The 24,423-nt window shown below is 58.3% G+C and carries 24 protein-coding genes and 2 pseudogenes; 13 read left to right on the top strand and 13 right to left on the bottom strand.

Going from position 1 to position 24,423, the window contains the following annotated elements; translation table 11 throughout:
• Positions 1 to 24: 24 nt before the first annotated feature.
• Both ACTZWY_RS09820 and dksA read right to left on the bottom strand, forming a co-directional pair.
• Positions 25 to 1,188 (bottom strand): FAD-dependent monooxygenase, encoded by a 1,164-nt coding sequence (locus ACTZWY_RS09820; protein ID WP_444790522.1) that lies wholly within the window; start codon positions 1,186 to 1,188, stop codon positions 25 to 27.
• Positions 1,189 to 1,285: 97 nt separating this feature from the next.
• A complete protein-coding gene (gene dksA, locus ACTZWY_RS09815; RefSeq protein ID WP_444790589.1) occupies positions 1,286 to 1,708 on the bottom strand; it encodes an RNA polymerase-binding protein DksA in 423 nt (140 codons plus the stop codon).
• A gap of 211 nt (positions 1,709 to 1,919) precedes the next feature.
• On the opposite strand from dksA, the gene ACTZWY_RS09810 reads away from it, so the two are divergent.
• From ACTZWY_RS09810 to ACTZWY_RS09790, 5 genes are read left to right on the top strand one after another with little or no spacing between them, the layout of a single operon-like run.
• The gene (locus ACTZWY_RS09810) at positions 1,920 to 2,762 is read left to right on the top strand and encodes an AAA family ATPase (RefSeq protein ID WP_444790521.1); all 843 of its coding nucleotides are present in this window, start codon (positions 1,920 to 1,922) and stop codon (positions 2,760 to 2,762) included.
• Between the two features lies 1 nt (position 2,763).
• The gene (locus ACTZWY_RS09805) at positions 2,764 to 3,204 is read left to right on the top strand and encodes a GNAT family N-acetyltransferase (protein ID WP_444790520.1); all 441 of its coding nucleotides are present in this window, start codon (positions 2,764 to 2,766) and stop codon (positions 3,202 to 3,204) included.
• 8 nt (positions 3,205 to 3,212) lie between these two features.
• Positions 3,213 to 4,559 carry a DUF2927 domain-containing protein gene (locus ACTZWY_RS09800; RefSeq protein ID WP_444790519.1) on the top strand — a complete coding sequence of 449 codons (1,347 nt, stop codon included), beginning with the start codon at positions 3,213 to 3,215 and terminating at the stop codon, positions 4,557 to 4,559.
• 20 nt (positions 4,560 to 4,579) lie between these two features.
• The gene (locus tag ACTZWY_RS09795) at positions 4,580 to 4,744 is read left to right on the top strand and encodes a hypothetical protein (RefSeq protein WP_444790518.1); all 165 of its coding nucleotides are present in this window, start codon (positions 4,580 to 4,582) and stop codon (positions 4,742 to 4,744) included.
• Positions 4,745 to 4,748: 4 nt separating this feature from the next.
• Positions 4,749 to 5,933: a vWA domain-containing protein gene (locus ACTZWY_RS09790; protein WP_444790517.1), complete on the top strand. Its 1,185-nt coding sequence runs from the start codon at positions 4,749 to 4,751 to the stop codon at positions 5,931 to 5,933.
• Between the two features lie 452 nt (positions 5,934 to 6,385).
• On the opposite strand, the gene ACTZWY_RS09785 is transcribed toward ACTZWY_RS09790, so the two are convergent.
• Together ACTZWY_RS09785 and ACTZWY_RS09780 are read right to left on the bottom strand one after the other, a co-directional pair.
• Positions 6,386 to 6,802: an ATP-binding protein gene (locus ACTZWY_RS09785; protein ID WP_444790588.1), complete on the bottom strand. Its 417-nt coding sequence runs from the start codon at positions 6,800 to 6,802 to the stop codon at positions 6,386 to 6,388.
• Positions 6,765 to 7,064 (bottom strand): annotated as a pseudogene (locus ACTZWY_RS09780) (IS21 family transposase); the annotation flags it as partial. The pseudogene ACTZWY_RS09780 and the gene ACTZWY_RS09785, both read right to left, overlap by 38 nt.
• A 235-nt stretch (positions 7,065 to 7,299) precedes the next feature.
• On the opposite strand from ACTZWY_RS09780, the gene ACTZWY_RS09775 reads away from it, so the two are divergent.
• Entirely contained in the window at positions 7,300 to 7,872 is a 573-nt protein-coding gene (locus ACTZWY_RS09775; protein WP_444790516.1) for an IS4/Tn5 family transposase DNA-binding protein, read from the top strand.
• On the top strand, positions 7,833 to 8,075 hold the full coding sequence (locus ACTZWY_RS09770; RefSeq protein WP_444790590.1) for a hypothetical protein: 243 nt from the start codon (positions 7,833 to 7,835) through the stop codon (positions 8,073 to 8,075). Before ACTZWY_RS09775 ends, ACTZWY_RS09770 begins: the two co-directional genes overlap by 40 nt.
• Before the next feature lie 199 nt (positions 8,076 to 8,274).
• On the opposite strand, the gene ACTZWY_RS09765 is transcribed toward ACTZWY_RS09770, so the two are convergent.
• The 3 genes from ACTZWY_RS09765 to ACTZWY_RS09755 all read right to left on the bottom strand — a co-directional run bounded on the left by ACTZWY_RS09765 (position 8,275) and on the right by ACTZWY_RS09755 (position 11,080).
• Positions 8,275 to 9,234 carry a glycosyltransferase family 2 protein gene (locus ACTZWY_RS09765; RefSeq protein ID WP_444790587.1) on the bottom strand — a complete coding sequence of 320 codons (960 nt, stop codon included), beginning with the start codon at positions 9,232 to 9,234 and terminating at the stop codon, positions 8,275 to 8,277.
• 309 nt (positions 9,235 to 9,543) lie between these two features.
• Complete coding sequence (locus ACTZWY_RS09760; RefSeq protein WP_444790515.1) at positions 9,544 to 10,641, bottom strand: DegT/DnrJ/EryC1/StrS family aminotransferase; 1,098 nt, start codon at positions 10,639 to 10,641, stop codon at positions 9,544 to 9,546.
• 1 nt (position 10,642) lies between these two features.
• A complete protein-coding gene (locus ACTZWY_RS09755; RefSeq protein ID WP_444790514.1) occupies positions 10,643 to 11,080 on the bottom strand; it encodes a sugar 3,4-ketoisomerase in 438 nt (145 codons plus the stop codon).
• Positions 11,081 to 11,145: 65 nt separating this feature from the next.
• Here ACTZWY_RS09755 and ACTZWY_RS09750 point away from each other — a divergent pair, with 65 nt between their 5' ends.
• The 3 genes from ACTZWY_RS09750 to ACTZWY_RS09740 are packed head-to-tail and all read left to right on the top strand — an operon-like array spanning position 11,146 to position 13,693.
• Entirely contained in the window at positions 11,146 to 11,823 is a 678-nt protein-coding gene (locus tag ACTZWY_RS09750; RefSeq protein WP_444790513.1) for an acetyltransferase, read from the top strand.
• A complete protein-coding gene (locus ACTZWY_RS09745) occupies positions 11,820 to 12,749 on the top strand; it encodes a hypothetical protein (RefSeq protein WP_444790512.1) in 930 nt (309 codons plus the stop codon). Before ACTZWY_RS09750 ends, ACTZWY_RS09745 begins: the two co-directional genes overlap by 4 nt.
• Complete coding sequence (locus ACTZWY_RS09740; protein ID WP_444790511.1) at positions 12,746 to 13,693, top strand: GNAT family N-acetyltransferase; 948 nt, start codon at positions 12,746 to 12,748, stop codon at positions 13,691 to 13,693. The genes ACTZWY_RS09745 and ACTZWY_RS09740 overlap by 4 nt, the downstream gene beginning before the upstream one ends.
• A gap of 163 nt (positions 13,694 to 13,856) precedes the next feature.
• On the opposite strand, the gene phnE is transcribed toward ACTZWY_RS09740, so the two are convergent.
• From phnE to ACTZWY_RS09710, 6 genes are all read right to left on the bottom strand, one after another.
• Positions 13,857 to 14,648 (bottom strand): phosphonate ABC transporter, permease protein PhnE, encoded by a 792-nt coding sequence (gene phnE, locus ACTZWY_RS09735; RefSeq protein WP_444790510.1) that lies wholly within the window; start codon positions 14,646 to 14,648, stop codon positions 13,857 to 13,859.
• On the bottom strand, positions 14,645 to 15,430 hold the full coding sequence (locus tag ACTZWY_RS09730) for a phosphonate ABC transporter ATP-binding protein (protein WP_444790509.1): 786 nt from the start codon (positions 15,428 to 15,430) through the stop codon (positions 14,645 to 14,647). Before ACTZWY_RS09730 ends, phnE begins: the two co-directional genes overlap by 4 nt.
• A gap of 87 nt (positions 15,431 to 15,517) precedes the next feature.
• Positions 15,518 to 16,402 (bottom strand): phosphate/phosphite/phosphonate ABC transporter substrate-binding protein, encoded by an 885-nt coding sequence (locus ACTZWY_RS09725; RefSeq protein ID WP_444790508.1) that lies wholly within the window; start codon positions 16,400 to 16,402, stop codon positions 15,518 to 15,520.
• Between the two features lie 128 nt (positions 16,403 to 16,530).
• Positions 16,531 to 19,608 (bottom strand): efflux RND transporter permease subunit, encoded by a 3,078-nt coding sequence (locus ACTZWY_RS09720; RefSeq protein WP_444790507.1) that lies wholly within the window; start codon positions 19,606 to 19,608, stop codon positions 16,531 to 16,533.
• Positions 19,609 to 19,621: 13 nt separating this feature from the next.
• Positions 19,622 to 20,689 carry an efflux RND transporter periplasmic adaptor subunit gene (locus ACTZWY_RS09715; protein WP_444790506.1) on the bottom strand — a complete coding sequence of 356 codons (1,068 nt, stop codon included), beginning with the start codon at positions 20,687 to 20,689 and terminating at the stop codon, positions 19,622 to 19,624.
• A complete protein-coding gene (locus tag ACTZWY_RS09710; RefSeq protein ID WP_444790505.1) occupies positions 20,686 to 21,243 on the bottom strand; it encodes a TetR/AcrR family transcriptional regulator in 558 nt (185 codons plus the stop codon). Before ACTZWY_RS09710 ends, ACTZWY_RS09715 begins: the two co-directional genes overlap by 4 nt.
• Positions 21,244 to 21,838: 595 nt before the next feature.
• Here ACTZWY_RS09710 and ACTZWY_RS09705 point away from each other — a divergent pair.
• The 3 genes and pseudogenes from ACTZWY_RS09705 to tnpC form a co-directional block, all read left to right on the top strand.
• The gene (locus tag ACTZWY_RS09705) at positions 21,839 to 22,162 is read left to right on the top strand and encodes a hypothetical protein (RefSeq protein ID WP_444790504.1); all 324 of its coding nucleotides are present in this window, start codon (positions 21,839 to 21,841) and stop codon (positions 22,160 to 22,162) included.
• 178 nt (positions 22,163 to 22,340) lie between these two features.
• Positions 22,341 to 22,904, top strand: a complete 564-nt coding sequence (locus tag ACTZWY_RS09700) for a transposase (protein ID WP_444790503.1) — start codon at positions 22,341 to 22,343, stop codon at positions 22,902 to 22,904.
• 281 nt (positions 22,905 to 23,185) lie between these two features.
• Positions 23,186 to 24,353, top strand: a pseudogene (gene tnpC, locus ACTZWY_RS09695) (IS66 family transposase); the annotation flags it as partial.
• Positions 24,354 to 24,423 lie beyond the last annotated feature (70 nt).

Below are 24,423 nucleotides of genomic sequence, written 5' to 3'. Positions count from 1 at the left end.
CGCGTCCGTGAAAACCAGCGTCTGTCACGGGCGCGTGACATCAAAATCATAAATCCACGAAAACTGCCGCAATGCCGCATCAGGGCGCAGTCTGGACATAAGCCGCAAACCCGCATGTGCAACAGGCGCCAGCGGCGGGCGCAGGTGGTAATTGCGCGCATTTCGATTCGCAGCCGCGATCACCTTGGCCACACGCGCGCGCCGCGCAGTCTGGTATTGGGCCAGCGCGCGGTCAATCGGGGCCTGTTGCAGGCATTGGGCCAATTGCCACGCATCCTCCAGCGCCATATTCGCGCCTTGCGCCATGAAGGGCAACGTGGGATGGGCCGCATCACCCAGAATGGCCGCATGGCCCTTGTGCCAGTGGCGCGCAACAGGATGGCGGAACAACCCCCACAGAAAAACCTGCTGCACCTGCGCCAGCCAGTCCGGCACCGGACCGCCAAACCCCGCAAAGGCCGCGCGCAGGTTTTCGGGGGTATCGGGATGGTTCCACCCTTCGGACACCCATTCGCGGCGTTCCTGCACTGCGACAATATTGCGCAAGCGCCCCCCCCGTAGCGGATAGCTGACCAGATGGCACCCCGGCCCCATGAACACTTGCGCTTCGGGCGGGGCGTGGTCGGTGGCGGGAATCAGCGCACGCCACGCCACCTGACCTGTGAAAAACGGGGATTCGGGCGCGCCGTCATGCAGCGCGGGGCGCAGCACCGAATGCAACCCATCCGCACCCAGAACCAGATCCGCCCTTAAACGCGCGCCGCCTTGCAAGGTCACACTGGGGCGCGGACCGTCAGGCGTGACCTGTGCCACTTGCGCCACAAAACGGGTTTCAACCCCGTCAAGGGCGCTTTCCAACAGCGCAATCAGGTCCGCACGGTGAACAAGGTGAAACCCCGCCCCGCCGGGGGGCAAGTCCAGCCGCATGACCTGTTGGCCGCTGGCACCTGCACGCAACACCACAGCGCGCGCGCGCATGCCCGCTTGCGCCAGCGCCCCGTCCAGCCCCAACGCGCCCAGCACGCGCGCGCCATTGGGGCTGATCTGCAACCCCGCGCCCACTTCACGAAACCCGCCCGCCTGTTCCAGAAGCAGCACCTGCGCGCCGCATTGGCGCAGCCTTGCGGCAGCGGCCAACCCCGCAATACCGCCGCCGATAACAATGACTTCCAACCCTGCAAGCGTCACATCATCCCCCTAACCGACAGCCCCGCATCCCCCCTGACATAAAAAAACCGGGTCCATAAGGGAACCCGGTGTCGCAGTCTGGCCCTGTGCCGCAAGATCAATCGTCGCGGTGCACACGTTCCTTGCGTTCATGCGCTTCCTGGGCCTGCAAGGTCATTGTGGCGATGGGGCGCGCGTCCAGACGTTTTAGCGAAATCCGCTCGCCCGTCACCTCGCAATAGCCGAAATCCCCGCTTTCGATCCGGCGCAGCGCGGCATCAATCTTGGAAATCAGCTTGCGTTGCCGGTCGCGGGTGCGCAGTTCAAGCGCGCGATCGGTTTCTTCTGACGCGCGGTCCGCAATGTCGGGAATATTGCGGCTGCTATTGGCCAGATCGGCCAGCGTTTCTTGCGATCCTTTAAGGATGTCTTCTTTCCACACCATCAGCTTTCTGCGGAAATATTCCAGCTGACGGTCATTCATGAAAGGCTCGTCTTCGGCCGGACGGTAATCATCCGGCAGGAATGTCTCTGGCTTCATGCCCCGTTCCCCTGTCTGTGCAGAATGATAGGTCTTGAGGTCTTCATCCATCTTGCACCCATATTCAGCGCTGTGACGGGCAAATACCGGAAGGGCCGGGGAATGTCACGCGCTTTCGCACCCTTTGTGAAACCTGCCTTGCCGCGCATCGCCGGGCAAGCTAGGTTTGCACAAAGCGGATGCGCCACACTGCAGGGAAAACAACCAAAACATGCGTTTCACCTCCACCAAATCATATATCGCCAGCGATGATTTGAGCGTTGCCGTCAATGCCGCCATCACGTTGGAACGCCCACTGCTGGTCAAGGGCGAACCAGGCACGGGCAAGACTGAACTGGCACGCCAGATTGCCGCGTCGCTGGACCTGCCGATGATAGAATGGGGCGTCAAATCCACCACCCGCGCCCAACAGGGCCTGTATGAATATGACGCCGTGTCGCGCCTGCGCGACAGCCAGCTGGGCGATGCGCGCGTCAATGATGTGCGCAATTACATCCGCAAGGGCAAGCTGTGGCAAGCATTCGAGGCAACGGGGCGCGTGGTCTTGTTGATTGACGAAATCGACAAGGCCGATATTGAGTTTCCCAACGACCTGTTGCAGGAACTCGACCGGATGGAGTTTTTTGTCTATGAAACAGGCGAGATGATCCGCGCGCGCCAGCGCCCCATTGTCATCATCACATCGAATAATGAAAAAGACCTGCCAGACGCCTTTTTACGCCGCTGTTTTTTCCATTATATCCGTTTTCCGGATATCGACACACTGAAGGCGATTGTCGATGTGCATTTCCCCGATATCAAGCCCGCACTTCTGACCACGGCCCTGACGCAGTTTCTGGAAGTGCGCGACACGCCGGGGTTGAAAAAGAAGCCCTCCACCTCAGAAGTGCTGGACTGGCTGAAACTGTTGCTGGCCGAAGACCTGACGCCCGAAGACCTGAAGCGCGACGGGCCAGATGCCCTGCCCCGGCTTCATGGGGCGTTGCTGAAAAACGAACAGGATGTGCATCTGTTTGAACGACTGGCGTTCATGGCACGCAGGCAGGGACGCTGATATGGACATACGACCGGTATCCGCACAGGACAAACCGCAATGGGCGCAGCTTTGGTATGCCTATCTGGATTTTTATGACACCTCGCTGCCGCTGAATGTGTATGACGCTACTTTCGCGGCGCTGCTGTCGGATGATCCGCACAGCCCGTGCGGGTATCTGGCATGGCATCAGGGGCAGGCCATCGGGCTGGTGCACTACCTGTTTCACGCCCATTGCTGGCATCCTGACGGGGTGTGTTACCTGCAAGACCTGTTCACCACACCGGAATCGCGCGGCGTGGGCGCGGGGCGGGCACTTATTGAGGCCGTCTATGGCGCAGCTGATGCGCGCGGTGTGGAAAACGTGTATTGGATGACACAGGATTTCAACGCGACAGCGCGCAAACTTTATGACAAGCTTGGTGAAGTGACCCCGTTCATCAAATACAAACGCCCCGTATGACGCGCGTGATGCTGCTCTGTTCGGCGCTGTTTCTGGCGGGCTGCGCCATGGGGCCGACCCCTGCACCGGAACCGTCAATTGACCTGTCGTTGCAAACCCGCGCACTCAGTTCCGCGGCACTGTTTGGCGCGCCGCGCATTTTCAGGCCCCAACGCAGCAATGCCCAGATTGCGCAAGATATTCTGGAACTGGGCTTCAGGCTGGAATCGGGGCGCGAAATTGCGCAGTTTTCCCGCTTTGAAGGGGCGGTCACGCTGTCGCTGCACGGACAGGTGCCCCCTTTGGGCATTGTTGAAACCGACAGGCTGATCGCGCGCCTGCAACGCGAAGCGGGGCTAAATATCGGGCGCATCAATGGGCAAGGCCAGATCGCGGTTGAATTCGTCCCGCGCGCCGAACTGCGCCGTGCGGTGCCAAATGCTGCCTGTTTTGTGTTGCCCAACATCACCAGTTGGGACGAGTTCCGCGCCAATCCGCGCGCGCCCGCACTGGACTGGACACGCGTTGTGCGCCGTGACCGCGCGCTGGTTATTGTGCCCGCCGACAGCACAGTTCAGGACATGCGCGATTGCCTTCACGAAGAAATTGCCCAAGCGCTTGGCCCGCTGAACGACTTGTTCCGCATTGGCGAAACTGTCTGGAATGATGACAATTTCCAAACGGTTCTGACAGGCTTTGACATGCTGGTTCTGCGCGTCTGGAATGACCCTGCACTGCAGCCCGGCATGACGCGCGAACAGGTGGCCGACCGCCTGCCCACGCTGTTGGCGCGCCATAACCCGGCCGGCGCAAACACCACGGCCCCGCTGGACCCGGTTCCCACCCCCACGGCATGGACACGCGCCATTGAAGGCGCGTTGGGCGCACCATCGCGCCGCACCAGTTTCCGCTACGCGCAGCGCGCGCTGGCCATCGCGCTGGACCAGCGTTGGCAGGATGAACGCCTTGCCTTCAGCCTGTTTTTGTCCGCGCGGTTTGCCCCGCCGGAAGATGGCGCGCAGGCGCTGGATGCCATGATCCTGGCGGCGCGCATTTATGGCCTGCGGCCAGGCACGCAGGTTCACCGCGCCCATGTTCATCTGCATCTTGGCGCGCAGGCGCTGGCCAGCGGGCAACATGATCTGGTCTTGCAGCTGACAGACACGGCCATGACCGCAGCGCGCCAGACAGAAAACGGGGCCTTGCTGGCTTCGCTGATGTTGTTGCGCGCGCAATCACTGGAACAGTTGGACCAGCGCGGGGCGGCGGACACGCTGCGCCGTGACTCTGTTCCCTATGCGCTGTATGGCTTCGGCTCGCAGCAAGCGGCAGAAAACCGGCGCGCAGAAATCCAAGCCCTTGCGCGCAGGAACTGAAAACAGAAGGAAGAACTGCAATGATCGTGATTTTCGGACTGGTGGCCGGTGCGCTTCTGGGCCTGCGCAGCGCACATAAGCGCGGCGGCAACCGGCTGGACAAGGCCCAGTATGCCGCCGTTGGCAGCATTGTCGGCGCGTTGGTGGGGTTATTTGCCACAATCGGGCTGGAAAAGCTGCTCTAGCCCCATGTTCTTGCGCTTTTTCCAGACCCTGCGTGACCATGGCGTGCCGGTTTCCCTGCGCGAATTTCTGGCCTTTCTGGAAGGGATGCAGGCCGGGCTTGCCACCTATGATGTGGAGGGGGTCTACTATCTGGCGCGCGCGGCCATGGTCAAGGATGAACGCCATCTGGACCGGTTTGACCGCGCCTTTGCGTCCAGCTTCAAGGGGCTGGAGGATGTTTCCCTAGATCAGGTTCTGGAGGCGGTCGATCTGCCCGCTGACTGGCTGCGGAAACTGGCCGAAAAACATCTGAGCGCGGAAGATCGTGCGCAGATTGAAGCGCTTGGCGGTTTCGACAAGCTGATGGAAACCCTGAAGCAGCGCCTGAAGGACCAGAAAGACCGCCATCAGGGGGGCAATAAGTGGATTGGTACGGCCGGAACCTCACCTTTCGGGGCCTATGGCTATAACCCCGAAGGGGTGCGCATCGGGCAGGATTCCTCGCGCCACAGGCGGGCGGTCAAGGTCTGGGACAAGCGCGAATTCCGCAATCTGGACGACACTGTGGAACTGGGCACCCGCAACATCAAGGTGGCACTGAAGCGCTTGCGCAAATGGGCGCGCGACGGGGCCGCAGAAGAACTGGATCTGGACGGCACAATCCGCGCCACCGCAGAACAGGGCTGGCTGGATGTCAAGACACGGCCCGAACGGCGGAACGCTGTTAAAATACTGTTGTTGCTGGATATTGGCGGGTCCATGGATGACCATATCCGCGCGGTGGAGGAATTGTTCAGCGCCGCGCGCGCCGAATTCAAACATCTGGAGCATTATTATTTCCACAACTGCCTGTATGAATTTGTCTGGCGCGACAATTCCCGCCGCTGGAGCGACCGTATTGCAACCTGGGATTTGCTGCGCAGCTATGGCCCTGACTGGAAATGTATTTTCGTGGGTGATGCGGCCATGTCGCCCTATGAAATCCTGTATCAGGGTGGCGCGAATGAACATTGGAACGAAGAACCGGGCCAAGTCTGGCTGAACCGCGCCCGCGCACAATGGCCAGATACGCTTTGGATCAACCCGACACCGCAGCACCACTGGAACCACACCCAGTCCATCGGGATGATTGACAAATTATTCGAGGGGCGCATGGTGCCCATGACGCTGGACGGGATCACGCGCGGGATCAGGGAACTTGGGCGCTAGGCCAGACGGCAGGAGGGCTGAAAGCGGGGTGACCTTTTGGCCTGAAGCAGTCACCCAAGGCGCGGAGCAAAGGCCGCAGGCCGCCGCGCCATCGGCGGGCCGTCCCGCGGCCTGCCGATGACCCGAAGGCGCGCCAAGCGATTGATGTCAGGAGTGTGCCGCCGGGATAAACTGCATTCCTAATATGTGGGATCGGCAGACCCCGGCCCGCCGACAGCGCGGGCTTCAGCCAATGGAGAAGGGCAGCAAAAGGCCAAGAACCACTACAAACGTGTGCTTTCACAGTGTTTAACCTACGCTTTTCAGGGGGTTTGATACCAAAAGTCCCCGACTGACGCCGGACTTTGCCGAATGGTGTTATGCCTGCGCGCCATCGTGAAGTGAGTATCTTTTTTTTTCTCTCTCTTTCGCGCAGGAATTCAGACCGCCGCTTTTCGATGTCCATGCCGTCTTTAACGCCGTTGATATAGAGGGCATCTCCACCCGCTGAACCAGAATTTCTGGTGCGTCTGGACAGGTAAGACCCCTTGATCACACTGCCTGGCACGGATGGCGAGGAAAACTCCTGCGCGCGCGGCTGTCTGCCAAACAGGGGGCGTCCCCACCGCCGCCGTCGCGCCACGACCTTGGCGATCATCGAGGATTTCAAGCAAGTTGCGACGCTCGGTTGATGTCAGAACTGACAGCCCCCACTCGTCGAGGATCTGCAATTCAGTGCGTTCGGTTGCCTTGAGGACACGGGCACGCCGTCCGTCGCCCCTGGCGATGGCCAGCATCTGGAACAGGCGGGGCACGCGGTGAGGGACGACGCGCCGATCATCGCGGCAGGCCTTATTCCCGAGGGCGCAGGCAATCCAGCTTTTTCCCAAGCCTGTTGGGGTGTTGCAGCGGCAGTTCTTCGGGTTCTGGCTCCATGAAAGCCTGATCAAGGCCGGTCTTCAGGATGGAACGGATGGATGGGACCGACCGGGCCTTGATGCTGATCCCGCGGCGGCACGCAGCATCAATCCGCTGCGGCTCGAAGCTTCTGGCCAGCGACAGTATGCCCAGGCAGGTCCGGAAGCCCTGCTCTGGATGCGGCCTGTCTTTCATCACGATGTCACAAGACGCAGCCACCGATGGCCCCAGCTTCGCAGCCCCCCAGAATTTCGCCTCGCATGACCCCTCCGCACATAAGAGACGTCGCAAACGACGTCGCTATGCACGTGTCTTAGGCTATCAGGCCAACACAAGGCAGGCGGTGGCAATCGGCTTGCAGTTACCCATAAGTGTGGTGCGACGAAGTGATTCACCCGACAGTCTTGGTCTTGCTCGAAATGACCCGATCATGATTCGTCATGTGGCACCAAATGATTGAGGTGCAGACATGGGACAGACTTGGGTGGAAACGGAAACTGCCGGATGCGATCTGGGAGATGTCCGACTGAACCGGCGGCTCGAAGCAATGCTCCAGGCCCTTGGGGACCGGCCGGAAGAATCGCTGCCGACGGCGTTTCAGGACTGGTCGAACACCAAGGCCGCCTATCGCTTCTTTTCCAATGGCAATATCAGCGAAGACAACATCCTCGAGGGCCATTTTGCCGCTTCTGCCCTGCGTATTCGAGCAACTGATGGTCCCATCCTGATCCTGCAGGACACCACAGAATTCTCCTTCAAGCGTTCGGCTCCAGAGAAGGTGGGGTTCACGAAGATATCGACCGGACGCAAGCTGAAGGAAGGACGGTTTCAGAAACATGCGGTCTGCGGGCTCTTGATGCATGCCAGCATGGCCATCACGCCAGAGGGTTTGCCGCTCGGGCTGACGACGGCGCAATTCTGGTCGCGCAGCAAGTTCAAGGGAACCGCCGCCCTCAAACGCAAGATCAACCCGACCCGAGTGCCGATTGAACAAAGGAAAGCTTGCGCTGGCTCGACAATCTGCGCCTGTCCACTGAATTGACTGGGGCGTCAGAGCGTTGCGTGCATGTCAGAGATCGGGAAAGCGACATTTACGAACTCTACTGCCTATCCGAGGAGCTTGGGACAGGGTTCCTCGTGCGCAGCTGCGTCGACCGTCTGGCAGAAGATGGCGGCACAACCATTGCCAAGGTGATGGCTGAGGTGCAGAACGACGATGATGCTCACTGGCTGCCTGCGGAATGAGTTGCGAGATATGCCAATGGAGGGTTTTTGTCCCTACACAAGGGGATCGCGTCGCCCCCCGCCTCGGCCCCAAAAGGGGGACGACGATGCCCCTTTTCAGCTTTTTCACACCCAAAGCCCCGCAACAAGGGGCAGTGTGGGCGGGCGCCTTCCAGAATACATGATCATAAAGTTTCAAATGATGGATTGAACTGAGTTGTCATGGAGTTTTTCCAACATTTCTGACATTTGCAAACGCAGATTTCACAACGTTTTTGAACACACGCATTTTGCATTTCCACGATCGAAGATGTTGATCAATAATATCCGCTAGAACCGGGCTATAGTCACGCGCCTTCTGTATTGCATGCTTATCTCCCGCCTTTAGGGATCGGTTAACAAACATTTTCACCCATGACCGCCCGGTGCCTGGAAAGGGCCGGTCAGGAAAATATCTTGCGTGCCAATCCGCCACAGTTTTAATCTGGTTCCAGACATTCTTGTGTAAATTGGCATCATGCTTGCGATATGCCAAGGCTAGTTCGTGTATCAAGGCAAAATTTCGGGTGCCATGGGCGATCATATATTTGAACAACTTGGTCCGTAAAATCAGATCATCCCCTGAAATATCTTCGTCCATTCCCCCAAAGGCGCGAATAGCGTCAGCCTTTATTATGACAGCCTGCAAGTAGAATGTTCCAATTTTTTCATATTCCGTTTCCAACAAAAACTCAACATTCGGGACATCAACTTCATAAAGTGGTGACTTGAACATAACTTTGGTTGTCGCGCCCGCATCATTTATTTCAGTGTTGCATGTATTTGCGACAAAAACAGTATCGGGTCTGTTTTTAACGATCTCCATCTTTGATGAAATCGCATCTTCAAAGATAATATCATCAAGTGATAGAAATGAAATATAATCACCCGTCGCAGCAGCAATCCCGCGATTCACGTTCATGGGAATGTTTCCAGTGTTGTCCTGGGCGATCAACACATATGGAAAAGGGGACGATTTGAGGGTTTCACGAATTACGTCGACATTCCCATCTGTAGACCCGTCATCAACAATAACAATCTCAATATTCGGGTAATCTTGCTTGAAAATGGACGCAAGCGAAAGACTTGCGAACTTCGCGTGATTATATGTCGTGCATACGATGGAACATGTGGGTTGCATTGGGATTGCCATTCTTGTTGGTGTCAAATACTTGGAAACTGCACTGGAATTTCAGCCCTGCTTCGGTCGTATGTTCCTTCATAGTCCAAGCTTTGACGCACCGCATGGCACGCGGACCTGCGGCCTTCCGCCACCCTGAAAACGGACAGTTGCGCGGCAGTGCCCAATCCAGTGGGGGCTTGTCAGAACCAGCTATGCCCGAGGCGATGGCGCGGCACAGAGGGACAATTTGGTGCGCATCGGAATTCGCATACACCCCGCCGTCAAATCTTGGGACATGTCGACAGCGAATTTCCCGCCTCCTGTTGCTCAGATACTCCTTAATACGCTTTCAATTACAAACTCGCATTGTGCGTCCGTCAGGTGCGGCCCGATCGGCAAGCTTATCATTTCGCGGGCAAGTGTGGCTGCAACCGGCAGATCAGCATCCGTCAAGCCAAGCGTTGCATAAGCGTTTTGCGCATGCGGCGGAATTGGATAATGAACCAATGTGCTGACACCACATTCGGCAAGCCGTTTTGCGAATTCATCACGGTCATGATGGCGCACAACGAACAAATGCCATACCGGCGTTGCATGCGGCATCACCACAGGCAGGGTTAGCGCCGTATCGCGCAGCGTTTCAAGATACCTGTGCGCTATTGCTGCGCGCCGCGCGTTCCATTCGTCAAGAACGCCAAGCTTGACCGACAGAAACGCCGCCTGAACAGGGTCCAGCCGACTATTCAGCCCTTGCAACTCATGGACATATTTTACATCTGAACCATAATTGCGCAGCATCCGCAGCGTGGTTGCGATTTGCGGGCAATTGGTGGTCAACCCCCCGCCATCACCCAGCGCACCAAGGTTTTTACCGGGATAAAAACTCCAGCACGCCACATCGCCATGCCCCCCTATGCGCATCCCGTCCAGCATTGCGCCATGGGCCTGCGCCGCATCCTCGATGACTTTCAGACCAAGCGCCCTTGCCACAGGCATGATTGCCCCCATGTCCGCAGGCTGCCCGTATAGATGCACGGGAATCACGGCCTTCACGCCCGACTGCATGGACTGGCGTATCCCTTCGGCAGTAATGTTGCAGGTCGCGGGATCAGGTTCCACAGGAATGGGGGTTGCGCCACATTGGGTCACCGCCAGCCATGTCGCAATATAGGTGTTCGACGGCACCAGAACCTTGTCCCCCGGCCCCACACCGACAGCCAGCAGCGCCAGACGCAGCGCATCCAACCCGTTCGCCACACCTATGGCAAAGTTGACGCCGCAATACTGCGCAAACGCTTCTTCAAAACGCTCCACATCCGGTCCCAGAATATACCAACCGGACCGGATGGACGCCAACATTGCCTGCTCCGCAGGCGCGCGCAATTCGTCATACGCAGCCTTCAGGTCCAGAAACGGAACATTCATCCTAGCGTGCCACTTCTTGCAGGAAGTCACCATGGTCGCGGATGTAGTCCCCCTCATCATATCGCGCGGATGCCATGACCATGCACACTGCCCCGGATGAAAAATTATCCAGATTTCGCCACATCATCGGGCAGATATACAGCCCGAAATATGACCTGTTCAGATGGAACGTGCGTTCCTGATGGCCATCGCTGAGGATCACATCGAAGCTGCCGGACATGGCGACCATGAACTGATGCAAATTTCGATGCGCATGCGCCCCACGATGAGAGCCGCCGGGAACATCATACAGGTAGTAGACCCGCTTGATATCAAATGGGAGGTGGACCCCACCTTCCACAAAGGTTAGGTTACCTCTGGAATCTTCAATCTTGGGGAGGTTCAGAATGTAACAATCTTGCAGGGCCAAGGCGTCATCTCGCTTCTTCTGGTGGACCACGTTATACAGCCGGAAGTATAAACTACAATACCCCTTATAATGGGACGTTAACAGGTGGGTTCATTGTGAATAATCTCTTGATTGTGGGGGGGGGCGAATTTGCCGATATCGCCTATGAATACTTCACCGTTGACAGCCCCTATACGGTTGTGGGTTTTGCCGTCGAGCAAGAGTATATGAACGAAACGCAGAAGTTCGGCCTTCCGGTTGTCGCATTTGAAGATGCCGAAAAACTTTTCCCGCCATCTGAAACGCACGCGCATGTGGCGGTAACATCGACAAAACTGAACCGGGTGCGCGAACGGCTGATTGGCCTTGCCCGTCATAAGGGGTATACGCTGGCGAATTTCATAAGCCCGCGGGCCATGGTATGGCGGACAGCAGAACTTGCACAGAATGTTTTTATATTTGAAAATAACGTCATTCAACACGAAGTCAGAATTGGGGATGGATGCGTTCTTTGGTCGGGTAATCACATTGGCCATCAAAGCAAGGTTGACGATTATAGTTTCATATCGTCACATGTGGTCATTTCGGGGTATTGCACAATCGGGCGGCGCTCTTTCTTGGGCGTGAATTCAAGTTTTGCAGATCATGTATCGATTGGACCGGATACATTGGTGGGAATGGCGGCGGTGGTTAACAAGTCCTTTACCGAATCCGGACTAATTTTGAACGGGCATCCCGCCCAGCCCTCCAGGGTTTCTTCCTACAAGTATTACAAGATCAGGCCAGAAGAATGACGTGGGAAAAACAAGGGTTGATTTACTGCCCCAATGGCAAGGAAGCTTGGGCACAGCATTCTTTTATGACCCCATGCCCTTGGCTGCGCGACGATGAAACAATCCGTATTTTTGGCGGCATGCGCGACAATAGCGGAATAAGCCGCATCGGCTGGATCGACGTTGATAGTCGTGATCCGCGTAACATAAAAGCCGTGTCGCAAACGCCCGTTCTGGACCTTGGCGCACCAGGAATGTTTGACGATAATGGCGTCATTCTTGGTGAAATTCTTGACGTATCCAAAACGGAATTACGCTTGTATTACATAGGGTTCCAACTGGTTGCGAAAGCAAAGTTTCTGGCATTCACCGGGGTTGCGATAAGCCGTGACCGTGGCAACAGTTTTGAACGCTACAGCGCGACACCTGTTATTGACCGCTGCCCTGACGGCCCGTTTATCGGTGCATTGCATTCCATCGCCAAACTGCCGGAAGGTGGGTATCGGGCATGGATGTCGCGCGGGTCAGGATGGCAGGCTATTGATAATATCCTTTATCCAAAATATGATTGTTGGACAGTAACCAGCCCCGACGGGTTACATTTTGACAATTCTAAAGCGCAAAAAATTATCACACCAAACCCGCATGAATACCGCATAGGTCGCCCGCGCGCCAATCGCCTTTTGGATGGCAAATGGGAATTGCGCGCTACCTCTGACACTTTTCAGAAAAACTATGCAAGCCATAGATTTATCTCATCTGATGGCGTTAATTTCACGCGCACCGATGACGTGGAGCTGCCACGCGGCGCACAGGGCGCATGGGATGATCAGATGACCTGTTATCCCGCTTACCTTAGGACGCCCGACAACACGGAATTCCTGTTTTATAATGGAAACGATATGGGACGGACCGGGGTTGGGTATGCGAAACGGGTTCAAGCATGACCAACGGGCTGCGTATCAAGCGTTTTCATACGGATGACACGAAACTTTGGAACAATTTTGTCGCCACGTCAAAGAATGGCACATTCCTTCATGATCGCAACTATTTGAACTATCATAGTGACCGCTTCAGTGATCATTCTTTGATCGTCACCTATAAAGACAAGCCTGTCGCGCTTTTGCCTGCCAACCAGTCAGGAAAAATTCTGCAATCGCATGGCGGTTTGACATATGGTGGTTTTGTGACAGGCAAGGCAATGTCTGCAGATTTAATGTGCGATATTTTTTCAGAACTCAAAGACTATCTTAAATCCCATGACATGGACCGACTTTTTTATAAATCTATCCCTCATATCTTCCATAAATATCCGGCGGAAGAAGACCTGTATGCCTTATCTGTGCATGGTGCCAGCACAGTAAGCGTGGACCTTGCATCGGTCATCGATATAAATCACGGACCGGGGCTGTCGAAATCCAAAAAGCATGGTGCAAGAAAAGCGTCTGCATCTGGCCTTCTGGTTTGTGAAACGCATGACTTCACGCAATTCTGGGATATATTGACAAACAGGCTGAAGCAGGCGCATCAAGCTGCGCCGACACATTCCCTTGATGAAATACACATCCTGAAACAAAGATTTCCTCGGAATATTCTTCTGTTTCAAGCGTTTGACGGTCAAGCAATTGTAGGGGGAATTGTCGTCTTTGATTGCGAAAATACGCTTCATGCCCAATACATGGCGACCACTGAAACAGGCAGGGATCTGGGCGCGCTTGATCTTATCATGGCGCATATCGCTGAGGCAGAGTTTGCAGGGCGGCGCTGGTTCAGTTTCGGGATTTCAACGACAGACGGTGGCAAGACGCTGAATGCCGGATTATGCCGACAAAAAGAAATGTTTGGCGCCCGAAGTGTGGTTTTCACGAAATACGAATTACCCGTCGTTTGAAACACTGCGGTTCATCACCCCTGCCGCGCAAATGCGTTATGTCTGTTGGCGCCCATGCGTCCCCTGCCCCCCTTTTTGCGGTTGCATGATTTTTGAAAGCGTGTTGCCCAATAATGGCCACAAGTTTTTCGTGACATGCCCTAATACCCGCGTTTGCGCCATGTCAAATGATACGCTTGCGGATGCTTGACGATATTTGTTCAAACGCAATTACAACCACCAGAATGACAAGGATAATCGCGGCCGCCTGATCATAGCGGAACAGGCGCATCGAGGTTGACAATTCCACACCAATACCGCCCGCGCCCACAAGCCCCAGCGTTACCGCAGAGCGGATGGCCTTTTCCACGCTGAACAGCGATGTTGCTGTCATGGAAGCGAAGCTTTCGGGCAGGATGGCCCCGAAGATAACCGACAAGCGGCCTGCCCCCGTGGCGGTCAGCGCCTCGGACGGGCCTTTCTGGACTTCCTCGAACCGCTCTGAATAAAACCGTGCGGCAAAGCCGATTGTGTCCATGATGATGGCCAGAATACCCGCCAGCGGCCCCAGCCCCACCGTCACAACAAAGATCAACGCCCAGATCAGGTCCGGGATGGTGCGCGATACGGAAATGATGAACCGTGCCGCAGTGCGGATCACGGCATTGGGTGCCGTATTGCGCGCAGCCAGCAAGGCAAGCGGAATGGACAACAAACACCCGAAGGTAACGCCCACAATGGCAATATTCAGCGTCTCCAGCATGGCATCGGCAATATTGGGCGCGCGTGAAAAATCAGGCGGCACGGCCTGCCCGATAAAACGCACAAGGTTGTTGGCCCCACGCACCAGCCGGTCAATGGAAATATTGGACGCGATCAACCCCTGTATGAAAAACGCGGCAAAGCCCACGACCAACACCCATGTCAGCGCGGATGGCGCGCGAAAGCGCGGGGGGATGGAGGGTGTCTTGCTCATGCGGCTTCTCCTGCGGGTTGGGCATCCACGCGGGTCATGCCGCTGTAAAGTGCGTTCATCTGGGCCGTGTCCGTATCGGCAATGGCGGCGTCAATCTCGATCCTTCCGGCCTTCATGCCGATGATGCGGTCTGCATATTCCTGTGCCAGATCAAGCTGGTGCAGTGTGCACAGCATGCTTAGCCCTTCTTCGCGCACGATCTGCCACAGCAGGTCCAGAACCTCGCGCCCGGCCTTGGGGTCAAGGCTGGCAATGGGTTCGTCGGCAATCACGACTTTGGGCGCCTGCATCAACATGCGCGCGATGGCCACGCGCTGTTGCTGGCCGCCCGACAATTCCGAGGGGCGGTGGCGCGCGCGATCCGCCATGCCCACACGTTCCAGACAGGCCATGGCGCGCGCGCGTTCGCCTTGCGGTGCAGTCAACCCAAGGCAGGCCAGAATGCCCAGCCGGTGACGCCCCATCGCCCCCAACAGCACATTCTGAAAGGCACTCAGTTGTGGGACAAGGTTGAATTGCTGGAACACATAGCCCATGGCGCGCCTGATCTTGCGCAAATCGCGGCGCGTGGCGTCTGTCAGGCTGTCACCATGGATGACAATCTGCCCTGATTGCAGCTTTTCCAGCCCGTTCAGACTGCGCATCAATGTGGACTTTCCACAGCCATTCGCCCCCAGCAGCACGGCCCCCTGCCCCACCGGAATGTCAAAGGACACGCCACGCAGAACATTCAGGGGACCGTAGCTTACACGCACATCGCGGCATGAAATGGCTGATGTCATTGGACAATCTTTCTGTGTGACGGTCAATTCATGGAGAAGGGCGACCATCCCGAAGGGTGGCCGCCCGTGATGGCACTGCGTCCGCGATCAATCGTCCAGCGCAATACCCGCGACCTCATAGGCCATGCGCACGACATCATAGATTGCCGGGTCCGTCTCGAAGGACATATAGGCGTCGCGTTCGATGAACTTGTCGGCGTTGCGATCAGTGGCTGTCAGGCTGTCCCACAACACGTCCGCATGTTCGGCCAGTGTGGCGCGCAGCGCGTCGCGGCAGTCCTGTGGCAGGGACGCGCGCATCACAACAGGATCACCGGGCAGCGTGTCGGTCTGTGCCAGCAGGCGGTATTCCGTGTCGGGGTCCTGACGGCGCACCGCGTCCCAGTCCTTGTTGCCGCCGCCCATCGCGTCAACATCGCCGTTGATCAGCACCTGAATTCGGGCATCCCCGGCCATGATGATTTCGGCGTCGCGTTCCGGGTCCAGCCCGGCATCGGCCATCAGCATCATCGGGAAAATATGCCCCGAGGTAGACCCCACATCCTTCAGTGCGACGCGCTTGCCCTTCAGGTCAGCAAGTGTCTGGATGTCGCTATCGGCCTTGACCACGAAACTGGACCCGTAATGCGGGCGCACGATGGAAAACAGGATGTCCATTTCGGCCAGTTGCTGGAACAGCACAAATTCGGACGGTCCTGCAAAAACAAACTCGACTTCATCGAATTGAAGCGCGGTGCCCGCAGCGGTGCGGTTGGACAGCGAATAAAGCGCCAGTTCAACGCCTGTCAGTTCCTCGAAGGTTTCGGCGAAGGGGCCGAAGGCTTCGGTCAGGTCGCCCATCCCCTCTATGCCGGTATCGGCCATGCGCAGCGGCGCGGGACAGACATCGGCCACCGATTGCGCGGTTGCCGCGCTTGCAAAACATATGGCGGCAATCGCTGCCGTTGCGGCGTGAAGCCTGAATGTGCTCATATCTGTATCTCCCGGTTTGCTGTTGCCGGGCAGGCCATACCAAGGGAACATAACAGTCCTGTGACAGTTCCACGCCCCCCCTTGCGCCCGCCCCCCCTTGCGCCCGCGGGCGCAAGGGGGGGGCAACGTCATGTGGCGGGGGTCGGGTGCGCCGGCGCGGCGCGGACACCTGCGCGAATGCCAAACATCAGCGCATACAAAACTGGCACCACTATCATGGTCAGCACTGTGGCAAAGGCCAGCCCGCCCATGATTGTTACCGCCATGGATGCAAAGAACGCATCCGGCAACAAGGGCAGCATCCCGAAGATGGTTGTCACTGCCGCCAGCAACACAGGCCGCAACCGGCTGACGGACCCATCCACCAGTGCCGCGAAGGGCGCGTCGCCCGCCGCGCGCCTTGCGTCAATTTCCTCAACCAGCACGATGGCGTTTTTCATCAGCATCCCCGAAAGCGACAAAAGCCCCAAAAGCGCCGTGAAGGTGAACGGCAGGCCCGTGACAAGCAAGCCAAGCGACATGCCTGTAACCGACATGGGAACGACAAGCCAGATGATCGCGGGTTGCCTGACGCGGTTGAACATTAACACCGAAATCACCAACATCACCAGAAAACCCAGCGGCAGTTGCGCCCCAAGTGATGCTTGCGCTTCAGCGGCGCTTTCATATTCCCCGCCCCAGGCAAGGCTGTAACCCGGCGGCAATGGCATGGCTTCTATCCGGGCGCGCACTGTGCGAAACGCCTGATCGGCCGTCAGCCCGGTTGCAGCATCGGCCTGCACGGTCAGCGTACGCACCCTGTCACGGCGATGAATCAGCGCTTCTTCGGCGCGAATCTCAATCCGGTCCACGACCTGACTCATCGGGACGTAGCTGCCCGCCCCCTCGGACCACACCGACAGGTCAATCAGGCCGCCGGGGCTGGTGCGTTCAGCTTCAGGGCGGCGCAGCAGGATCGGCAATTGCGTGTCCCCCTCGCGCAGGGACCCGGCCCGTAGCCCGGAACTGCCAAACAGGATTGTATCGGCGATGGCGCTGCGTGTGACCCCGGCCAGCCGCATGCGTGCTTCATCAACCAAGGGCACAATGGCCAGTTCCGGTTGCCGCCAGTCATGGCGCAGATCGCGCAGCGTCCCCGCCTCGTGCATGATCTGCTGGGCCTGTGCGGCCAGCGCGCGCAGCACCGCCGGATCATCACCCGAGATGCGCAGCGCAACATCTGCGCCCGTGGGCGGCCCGAAGACCAGTTGTTCCACCCGCAAATGGCCAGCAGGGAATTGCTGCGGCAGGCTGCGGCGCAGATCCTCCGCAAGTGCGGGAATTTCCGCAGCGCTTCGGGTGCGCACAACAGCCAGACCATAGGACGGATCAGGTTGTTCAGGCGGGTAAGTCAGCATGAACCGGCTGGCCCCGCCCCCCGCAAAGGTGGTCACATCCGTAACCCCCGGCGCAGTTGCCAGATATTCGGCAATGCGCGCCATATCCGCCTGTGTGGCCGCCACATCCGCGCCACGCGGCAAGGTGTAATGCACATAAAACAACGGCGTGGTCGATGCAGGAAAGAACTGTTGTTTCACCCCCGAAAACGCCATCACCGAAGCTACTGTAATGGCCACCACTGCGGCAATGACCAGCCAGCGGGCGCGCAGGGTGGCGCGTAAAATCCCGCCATAAACCTTATAGAACCGGCCCGCATAGGGGTCGCCCCCCGCCCCTTTGGACGGGCGCAACAGCCATGCCCCCAGCCACGGGGTCACTGTGACCCCCAGAACCCAACTGAGCAGCAACGAAATGGCAATGACCGCGAAAAGCGAGAACATGAATTCCCCCGTCGCATCCGGCGACAGGCCAATTCCCGAAAACGCCATGATGCCAATCACTGTTGCCCCCAACAGCGGAATTCCGGTGGCGGCTTCGGTTTCGGCGGCGGCCTGTTGTGCGGGTTTGCCCTTGTCGATGCCAATCACCATCCCTTCGACAATGACGATGGCATTGTCCACCAGCATGCCCATGGCGATGATCAGCGCGCCAAGGGAAATACGCTCCATTTCAATGCCCAACAGGGCCATGAACATGACAGTTGCCATAACCGTCAGCAACAGCGTTGTGCCCACCACAACCCCCGCGCGCCAGCCCATCGCAATCATCAGCGCTGCCACGACAATGGCCACAGATTGCGCCAGACTGACGATGAAGCCTGACACCGACTGATCGACAACCTTGTGCTGTTCATAAATGGGGTGCAAGTCCACGCCGGGGGGCAATTCGGCCATAAGTTCGCCCAGCCGCGCCTCGACCGCGCGACCAACCGCCACCACATTGCGCGACGTGACCGCCGAAACCCCAAGCGTGAAAACCTGCATGCCGTTATGCGTTACAACAAGGTCCGGTGTTTCGGAAATTTCACGCCGCACTGTGGCAATGTCGGCCAGACCAAGCTGGCCTGTTGTGCCCGCCTGCCCGACGCGCAACGCGGCAATCCCTTCGGGCGTCGCATAACCGGGCGGCAGGCCCAGACGCAGCCGCGACAGGTCACTGACAACATCGCCCTGCGGCAACACAGCGTTGTCATTGGCAATCGACTGGACCAGTTGGGCAGGCGGCAGGCCCAGCGTTTCCAGCCGGGTGGAACTGATTTCGACGACGACATTTTCATCGATCAGCCCAGAAATATCGACCTTGGCAACCCCGTCCACTGTGACCAGCCCACGCCGCAACTGACGCGCGATTTCGCGGATTTGACGCGGCGAATACCCGTCGGCAGACACGGCATAATACAGCCCGTACACATCCCCGAAATCATCATTGATCACAGGGTCCAGCGCGCCGTTTGGCAAACTGCCCTGCGCATCGCCAATGCGGCGGCGCAGTTCATCCCAGACCTGCGGCATCTGGTCGGGGCCATAAGTGTCTTCAATCTCAACCGTCAGTTGCGAAAGGCCGGGCATGGATTTCGATTCAATCCGCCGCAGCTGCGGCATTTGCTGGATGGCGCTTTCCAGATGCTCGCTGACCTCGGTTTCAACCTCGTCTGCGGTGGCACCGGGATAGGGCGTGAAAACCAGCGCGGTTTTCAGCGTGAAGCCCGGATCTTCCAGCCGCCCGACATTGCCAAACCCCCACAGCCCGCCAAACACACAGATCAGGATCACAATCCACACGGAAACAGGGCGGCGGATGGCCGCCGCAGAAATGGAAAAACGCATGATCTTCCGCCCCTTACAAATTGCCCGGGCGCACGGGCGCACCTTCGGTCAGTTGCCACCAGCCTGCGGCCACCACCACGTCACCCGCCTGCAAACCGTCATCAATGACAACCGCCCCCCCCTGCGGCAGGCCAAGGGTGACAGGGCGGCTATGGACTGTGCTGGCCTGCGCATCATACAGCCACACGCGCGGGCCATCAGGGCCGGTTGTGTCAATCGCGCCTGTGGGCAGGGTCATTCGGCCAGTGTCATTCTTGGGCGCGATACGCACATTCGCAGTCATCCCCGGCAACAAGCGCGGGTCAAGCGGCCCCGCAATGGCAAAACTGACATCATAGGTTTGCGCCACGGGGTCGGCCTCGGTTACGAAATCGCGCAGTTCCAGCGCTGCTGTCAGGTCGGGCAATGCCGGAAAACTGGCGCTGACACTGAAGGCATCGGCAGTGCTGCGCGCAATCGCGGCAAGACTTTCGGGCAAGGAAATGACGACCTGCATTTCGCTGATGTCCTGCAACCGCAAGACGGCCACGGCGGGGGTGACATTGGCGTATTCTTCAACCAGCGTCCGCGCGACCAGCGCGGGGAAAGGCGCGGTAATCCTTGTCTGGTCCAGCGCGCGGCGGGCTTCGGCCAGCGCGATCTGGGCCTGCGCGCGCTCGGCCTCGGCGGTGTCAAGGCGCGCGCGGGTCGATACGCGGTCCACCAGCGTGTTTGCGCGGTCATATTCGGCCAAAGCCTGCGCATTCACGGCCTCGGCGCGGGCAACGGCCAGTTCATAGGACACCGGATCAAGCCGCGCGATCAGCGCCCCTGTGTCGATGCGGTCCCCTTCAGAAACCGGGCGTTCGATCAACTGCCCCCCGACCTGAAAGGCCAGATCGACAGTGCTGCGCGGCCGCACCCGACCCACGAAGCTGCGCGACCTGGTGGTGGTATCGGGCGCAACCGTGATCAGCGGCACGACCAGCGGCGCAGGCTGGGCGTTTGTGTCCGATGTGTCGGCACTGGCATCGGGCATACAGCCCGCCAGCAGAAAGGACAGCAATACCGGAAGGGCAATCTGGCGCAAGGGGGCGGTCATATGCGCCCCTCCAGACCAGAAATCGATTGTTCGATATGCTCCAGCATCTGGCGCCGCATATCAGGGTCAACCGGCGGAAGGCCCAGCAGATGTTGCAACAGCATACCGTCCAGCGCCGACAAAAGCACCAGCGCGGCCACCGGGTTGCGCATGCCGTGCAGCATAGTGTCCAGTTCCTGGGTGATATGCGCGCGCAGCGGTTCCAGCAGTTCAGGGTTATGCGTTCCCGCAATCAGCACGGCATGGGCAAGATGCGTGTCTTCTTCCATCAGGCGACGAAAGGACTGAAGCTTATTGTGCATCTTCCCTTGCGGCGTCTGGTCCCCTTCAAGGCCGGTCCGCGCACAACAGGCATTTGACCCGAATTCGTCAATCATCTTTTGCAACAGCGCCTGCATAAGCGCGTCCTTGCTGGGGAAACTATACAACAACCCTGCCTTGCTAAGCCCCACTTCTTTTGCGACCGCTTCAATCGTCAGACGCGACGCGCCGTCGCGTTGTGCCACCACGGATGCGGCATCAAGAATCTTGCTGCGGGAAATTGCCTTGCGCATGGTCGATCTCCAAACTTACCGACTGGTTGGTAGAATCATCAGATGGCCTTGTCAAGCCTGCCAGATCACCATTGGTATGGCCTTAATGCCCGTGTCGGGGGTGCGAAGCTTATGCGCGGGCCCCGGTTGCAGACGGGGGCGCGCATCTGTCAGTTCATGCCAGATGGAATTCGCGGTACCCTTGGCTTGACTATTGGCCGAGTAACCGTAAGCGGTGCATAAACCCCGTGGGGCTATAACATCAGCGGGCGGTTGACCGGATAAGATCGCTTATGAAGGTTTACGCACGGGGATTATTCGTGAACTCTTGCCCAGTTCGAAGCATCTGTTTCTAGAATTATTTCGGGGGAGATGGCGGGTTGTTGTCTGCGGCCAGATAGGTCGTGAACTGGCAGCTTGGATGTTCAACACGGTCACCGGTTCCGAGCGGTTTGGCTAGGCCCCAGCCTTCGGTAACGGGCCTGTCCCCGTCAAGTCATTTTGCCCAAAAAGACTGATCTCGCCGTCGCCATTGTGAACTGATGCGGTGGATGCCCCCACCCGCCGGCATCGTTTACCATGACGGTTCTATATTCGCTTAGTGAAGTGCACATCGATGACATCAAAGATCAGTATTTTGGCGATCGACTTGGCCAAAGGCCGCTTTCAGGTCTGTGCAGTTGGGCCAGATGGGGTGGTTGTATTCAACCGCGCTATGACGCGTACTCGGTTGGCTGACCACCCGGCCTGCATTGTGGCAATGGAGGCTTGTGCCACCTCGCATCACTGGGGAAGATTTGCGCAAAGCCGTGGTCATGAGGTTCGGCTTGTGCCGGCTGCTTACATGAAGCCGTTTGTAAAGCGCCAGAGTGAGGCAGAAAAGAGCGCGGCAACCCAAGGCCGTGCGCCGTCCATCGGGCTTGAACCGATGGCACCCTGATGAACGGCCATTCCGCACGCATCAATGCAGGGTGCGACAGCACACGCAGCTGATCAACGCATTGCGCGGCCATTTGGCTGAGTTCGGGCTGGTCGCCCCCAAAGGGCCCGCAAGTCTCAGGCTGCTTGAGAATGCCCTTGCTGACGAGACCACAGACTTGCCCGAGCCGGTCCGACACATGGGATCGATCTATGTTGAGCAGATAGCGCATCTCACCGAAGTCATTGACCGGCTTGCAGGTGAGCTGGAAACCTCATCAAAGACAGATGAGCAATTGCGCAGGCTTTGCACCATCCCAGGCATCGGCCCTGTCACCGCAGGCGCTGTCGCGGCATTCGCCCCTGATATTGATACATTTGACAGCGGCCGCAACTTCGCCGCCTGGCTGGGTGTGGGGTCCGTCACTCGGACGGATCGCGTTCCGGCCCGCACTGCCGCGACAAAGGTCGACGGGCGGAAAGGCCAGACTGGGATCAGTCGCGCCAAGATGGGGCAGACTGACATCCGTCGATTGCTGATCGTCGGCGCGTCGCGCCAAAGGCGCGCGTTCCGCTGGGTGGTCCGCAAGGGCGGGAGTGCGAACCGCTGGCTGGCCGCGCTCGTGGCGCGCAAACCGAAGATGGTGGCGGCCGTTGCCTTGGCGAACAGTGAGCGGTGCAGCGCCACGGGTTCAAGCGCATCGCGAACGGCGCGCATGATCTGGGCGCTTTCGACAAAGCAGAAGAATTATCGAATGGCGTGACCTGATCCCACGAAAGGAGAAAGGCACGACATGGCCGCAAGGCCAGCGTAAGCGACCGACGAAGAGCACGCGATACGGACTTCGAAGGTCAAGGCAGGGAAATTCAGACCCGAGCCTCGAGCGCCCGGCACGCTCTGTGAACCGATGTGACCCCAGCCTGCCGAACAGCATGACCCACTCGTGGCGTCATAGAAGGCCACACTAAAAGGCCTGACACAGGTCCGATCGCAGACCCCGCCGAAAATCGAAGATAATGCTTGCCAAACAGGGGGCATCCACACGCGCCCAGCAGACCCAACCCCGGCAGCATAGCAAGCGCGGCGCTGCTGGCCTACATCTTGGTCTCGAAATACGATGACCACCTTCCCCTGTATCGCCTGAACGAAATCTTCGCCCGCATGGGATGCGCCATTGTGCGCCATTGGTTCAAGAACAATGGCGAATGACATTCCCGACAGCACGTTGGGCGATTGATGCGGGCGCGCGATGAAGGTGCTGGCCCCGCTGATCGAGCGGATCGAGGCCGATGTCATGGCCAGCGACCTGCTGCATGCCGATGACACCCCGATCCGCGTTCTGGACAAATCCTTGCGCGATCGAGGCCTCGGTAAGGGCGTGAAGAAGGGCCGGATCTGGGCCTATATCCGCGACCAGCGCCCTTGGGCGGGCACCGCGCCCCCCGGGGCGGTCTACACCTTTGCGCTGGATTGGAAAGAAGAACACGTCCATCGCTATCTGGCCAACACGCGCGGCATCCTGCAAGCTGATGCCTACAAGGGGTATGCCAAACTCTATGATCCGGACCCTGACGGAACACCCCGGCTGCGTGGTGAGGAGGATCAGCGGGCCTTCCGGGGGAAGGCCCGCCCAACGAACGCGTGCTGGGCGCATCTGCGCCGTGATTTCCATGACGAATGGACCAAAACCAAATCCGCCATCGCCCACGAGGCACTGGACCGCATCGGCACGCTCTACGATATCGAGCGTGAAATCACTGGTCAGCCCGCGGATATCCGCCTTGCTGCACGCCAGAAACACAGCGCCCCCAAGGTCGACGCCTTCTTCGCTTGGGCCGAAAGCCAGCTTGCGTTGATCCCCGGCAAGGGTGATCTGGCCAAGGCCTTCCGCTATGGCCTCAGCCGACGCGCCGCGTTCAGCCTGTTCCTCGAAGACGGTCGGGTGGCGATTGATAACAATCCGGCGGAACGCGCCCTCAGACCCATTGGAATCGGAAGAAAGAATTGGTTATTCGCCGGGGCAGACACAGGTGCGGAAACGCTGGCCCGGGCAATGACCGTGATCGAAACCGCCAAAATGAACGGCCTTGATCCACAGGCCTAATTGGCTGACATCCTCGCCCGCATCCACGATCACAAGATCAACCGACTGGGCGAACGGCTGCCATGGAACTGGTCGCCCCTCGCGGCCCCAAATGCCGAGGCCACCTAATCTACTGCGAGCACAATCATGCGGTTACGGTTTAAGTGGATCGCGTGAATGCTAATGAACGCAACACGCA

Origin of the sequence: Roseinatronobacter sp. NSM (assembly GCF_052379845.1) — a bacterium.
GTDB lineage: Bacteria > Pseudomonadota > Alphaproteobacteria > Rhodobacterales > Rhodobacteraceae > Roseinatronobacter.
The sequence above is the reverse complement of the archived record's forward strand: the minus strand, read 5'-3'. Positions and strand labels throughout refer to the sequence as shown.